This window comes from Pirellulales bacterium, assembly GCA_035939775.1.
GTDB lineage: Bacteria > Planctomycetota > Planctomycetia > Pirellulales > DATAWG01 > DASZFO01.
Window position 1 is genome coordinate 1 of the sequence record DASZFO010000256.1, and the last position, 4,452, is coordinate 4,452.

At 60.5% G+C, this 4,452-nt stretch carries 2 protein-coding genes; both read right to left on the minus strand.

Going from position 1 to position 4,452, the window contains the following annotated elements; translation table 11 throughout:
• Nucleotides 1-1,192, minus strand: a 1,192-nt coding sequence (locus VGY55_15975) for a WD40 repeat domain-containing protein (GenBank protein HEV2971474.1), incomplete at its 3' end; no start/stop codon positions are given.
• Between the two features lie 31 nt (nucleotides 1,193-1,223).
• A partial coding sequence (locus VGY55_15980; GenBank protein HEV2971475.1) for a M56 family metallopeptidase occupies nucleotides 1,224-4,452 on the minus strand: 3,229 nt, incomplete at its 5' end.

A 4,452-nucleotide genomic window follows, 5' to 3' on the forward strand; every position in this document is an offset into this window, starting at 1 on the left:
TCAGGCTGAGCACTTCCTTGCCCTCGGGGATCGTCCAGAGTTTGACGATCCCCTGCGCATCGCCGCTGGCCAGGAGCTTGCCATCGGGAGCGAACGCGACCCAGGTTGCCTCGGCCTCGTGACCGATGAGCTGCCTTGCAAAGGCGAGATCGAGTATTCGTTCCATCAGCCGGCGGCAGCGGACCCGAACCTCGGCGTCCGGAGAATTGAGATTCGCCCGAAGTTGCTCGACGACCATTGGCCCGAGCGCCGCCAACTGCTGGCTAGCCGCTTCGCGCTTCGCGTAATCGTCGTCGTGAAACTGCTGGATCAAGCCGGCGATTTGACGATTTTGCCCAGCGCCCGATGATTGCTCGAATGAAACCAACTTGATCCGCCGGTCGTAACCGGGCGCGACGGCGAGCCACTTCCCGTCGGGAGAAAACGCAACGCATCTCTCGCCATTAAGATATTTGAATTTGAACGTTTCATTTCCCGACGCGATGTCGATGACCGAGAGGGATCCGTTCCAATCGGGAATCGCCAGCAAGCGGCCATCGGGCGAGAATACGACCTGGAATGTGTCGGCGCGCCGATTGCCATCCGCTCCCGACATGTCGAACTTGCGCGGCTTCTCCGTAGGCCGTTGGAAGTTCCAGACATGGATACCATCCGGGGCGGCGCAGGCGGCCGCCAGCCACTTGCCGTCGGGGGAGAGGGCTGCGTTTACGGTCGGTCCGTTTGGGCCGGAGAATGTTTGAAGCGGATCGCCGCCGGTGGCCACATCCCACAGCTTCACTTGTGCGTCGGCGCCGGCGGTGGCCAGTTGCTTTCCATCGGGCGTGAATGCCACGCCATTGACGGTCTGTTGGTGCGCGTTGAACTCGCGGCGAACTTCACCGGTTTTCGGATCGAGCAGCTTTGCCATCGGCCCGACGCCGATCGCCAGCAAATCTCCCGCCGGTGAATAGGCGACGGAATGGATCACCGCCTTCTCGTGCAGCGCAATCCGCGGCTGCCTGGCGGCCAAATCCCACACGACCAACGTGTCGACGCCGCCGTATGCGACTGCAAGCGATTTGCCGTCATGCGAAAACGCCAGTCGGCGGGCAGGCGTGGGCTTTGGTTGTACGTTCGCCGCCGGCTGTTGAGCAGCAGCGCTTGCGCCGAAAACAGTGATTGCCAACGCGGAAATGAAAGCCATTCGATTCATCGCGACTTCGATTCGCCCGCTGGGGCGCTCGCTACGGACTCTTTTGATTCGGTAAATGTTCCAGGTCCCACACAAGCACGGTAGAATCAGCAATCGAAACCGCCATCAATTTGCTGGAGTGGGAGAACTCGACGGCATGCGGGCGAGACGGCAGATCGATTCGTGATACTTCTGAGAGATCAGGAACCTTTCGCAACTCGATTCGCGGGTAGTCGATCTCAGAAATTGCAACCAAGCTGCCGTCGGGCGAAAAAGTCATCGGGCCTGCGCCCGAGCCTGCCATATCCATCTTTACGATCACTTTCCCATCGGAAAGGCTTCGCAGCTCAACGGGATGATTTTTGGCAACCGTTGTGCCGCTCGTCTTTCCGTCCTTCGATACAAACGGCCGCACGCCCCAATTCGCCGAAAGCAAATAGTGGCTATCGGGCGATAATGCCATTTGACCGCTTGATCCTTTTTGATATTCGATTGCCGGTAGCTCTTCGCCGGTGCGGACTGAAAAACGCCGGGCGGTGTCTAATAGGAGAGTCAGCGTGCTCGCGTCGGCGGAAAAGCAAGCCGCGCTGAGCATGGGTCCCGAGCCCATGGGAGACGAGAATGGCGGGTTACCTAGCGAGTCGGGATCTGTATTCAATCCGGCGGGCTTTGTTTGAAATTCCCTCACAGCTTTGCCCGTGGAGACATCCCACAGATAGAGTCGCAAATCGTTGCCCCAGGAGGCAAACCGTTTGCTGTCGGGCGTGAACCTCACGGCGAGATGACCGCCAAGATGCCCGTTGCCCGGTAATCGAAAGATTTCACGGCTGGTGGCAGTCTCCCACAACCGAACCGTGTCGTCATAGCTGGAGGATGCGATGTATTTTCCATCTGGCGAGACATCCATTCCCCGAATTCCACTGTCGTAGGTGCCCTGATCGCGAATGTGCTGCATTACGCGCTCTTGGCGCGAGTCGGCGAGGTTCCAAATGCGGATCGTGCCATCATCGCCGGCGGTCACCAATCGTTGATCGTCCGGGAGAAACCGGATCGAGTTTGGAGGTTGGACGTGCGCGGCTAGTTGCGAGACAAGCGGTTCGCCTGTGTCCAGATTCCAAACGCACATCGTCGAGTTCCATTCGCATGATGCCGCGAGTTGCCGGCCGTTTGGCGAGAACGTCAGGAAGTAGGCGTCGCCAAATAATCCCTGGAGCCTGCGGACGAGTCGGCCGCTCGAAACATCCCAGAGTGCCACTCCCCCGCCCGCGCTCCCGTGGCTGATCGAAGTGGCCAGCATCTTGCCATCGGGCGAAAATGTCAGAGAGCGCTCGCCCCAGTCCTCGCCGCCGGGCGCGCCGAACGTGCGCACAATTTGCCTCTTGACTGCATCGAACAAGTAGACTTTCTTGAAGTCGTGATTCCCATTGACAACCGCCACCGTCGCCCCGTCCGGCGAGAACACGAACGCCCAAACCGGATAAGGACCGAAATTCGGATTGCTTGGAATCTCGATCGAGCGCGGCTCTTCGTTGGCGCTCCAATGCCAAAACAACAAATTGCCCTCATTACCGCCGACCGCCAACGATTTCCCGTCGGGAGCGAACACGATCGACTCAATTGAGCGAACGCCGATATCCCGGCTCGCGATCTCCGTTTGGCGATCAATGTCGACAAGATGAACTTTGTCTCGACCATAGGCGAGCGTCCTTCCGTCCGGCGACAATGCAAGATGTTGGCCCCATTGCTCTCCCAAGTTCAACTGGAGGATCCGGCGCTGCGATGACTGATCGAATACGCCAAGCCAATGCACGTTCTCGCCCCGCTCATCATCAAAATACGACCCGCAGGCGGCTACTCGACCGATGCCAAGTGCGGCGGAGTTGCGCGGAATCTGATGCTCCCAAAGGCGCTTTTCGTTTAGCAGCCGACCTGAAGTTGGATCCCACCGCTGTAGCCATCCATCACTGGTGAGCTGCACCAATGTCTTTCGATCGTCTCCGTAGGTTAGCGCAACTGGTTGACGCGCGGTCCGGAATCGTTTGGCGCCCAGCCGGGCGATGACGCCGGCGGGCAATGGATCACCATCGATATCCATGCCTTTGGAAGCAGCGGTTGGTTCAACCCTTTTAGCGTCTGGCGACTCGGACGCAAGGTTGTCGGACGTGTCCCTCGCTTTGACAGCCGGTTCGTCTTGCGCTGCGGACGCTTGCTCGCGTTGGCCCATCGGCAGCAACAGTAGGCCACTCGCGGTGATTACCGCGAGGCCGGTGAGACCCAGTTTGGCCGAGCGCGGAACCGGCCGATTCAGAATGTGGCGGATTCGAGTGGAAAGGGCGCGGCGGGATTCGACCACGCCAATCAGCCGCAGCATGGCTTCGGCCGGCTGGAGCGCGGCGCTGGCGATGTCGAGGAGCGCGGAAACGTATCGCTCGCTTTGGCCGCGGAGCGTCGCCAGGACCGTTTCGTCGACCGCCTGCTCGCGGAGCCGCCGGATGATCACGTTCGCGATCCACACTGCCGGGCTGTAGAAGTACAGAGTCTGGAGCAGCGTTTGGCAGCAGTTCACCTGCAAATCGCCGCGCCGCCAATGCACCAGCTCGTGAACGAAGACCATCCGGATCTGCTCGCGGTCGAGACCCGCCGGAAATCCGCGCGGCAGGAGAATCGTCGGCCGCCATAGGCCGCAGATCGCGGGGCTTCCCAAATGGTCCGATATCCTGAGCTTCACCTGCCCCTTCATTCCCATCTGGGACATGCAATCCCGCAGCAAATCCTCAAGCTCGCGGGGCGCATCGGTCGCCTGCCGAGTGATCCGTCGTATCCACATGGCCCGCCTTCCGACCATCGTCAGGAGGATCGCGACCGCCAGAATCCAGCAAGCGAATAGAGACCCACGCCACTGCAATGGCGCCGTGACATTCGCTGCCGTCGCGGTTTGCGTCGGCCGCCGCGGAACGTCTGGCCGTTCCATAGTCTGATTGTGGGCGGAGTCGGCCGCAGTCGCGCCAGGAATCGAATTCAAATCTGGCGGCCTGGAGTCGGCCACGAGCGCAGCTGAGTGGATTGTCTGCGAGCGGGGCACTCCCGAATCCGAATCGCGATCCACAGGCCGCGACGAGGCCGCCCCGCCGCTCGGCAGCCAATAGGCGAGGCTCACCGGTGTGCGCAGATCGACCGGCAACACCAACTTGACCAGGACCAGCATCCAGAGCCAGTACCGAATTACCGCACGCACGCGCCGGCGGAGCAGGAATTCGACCGCCAGGAGCACCAGCACCAAC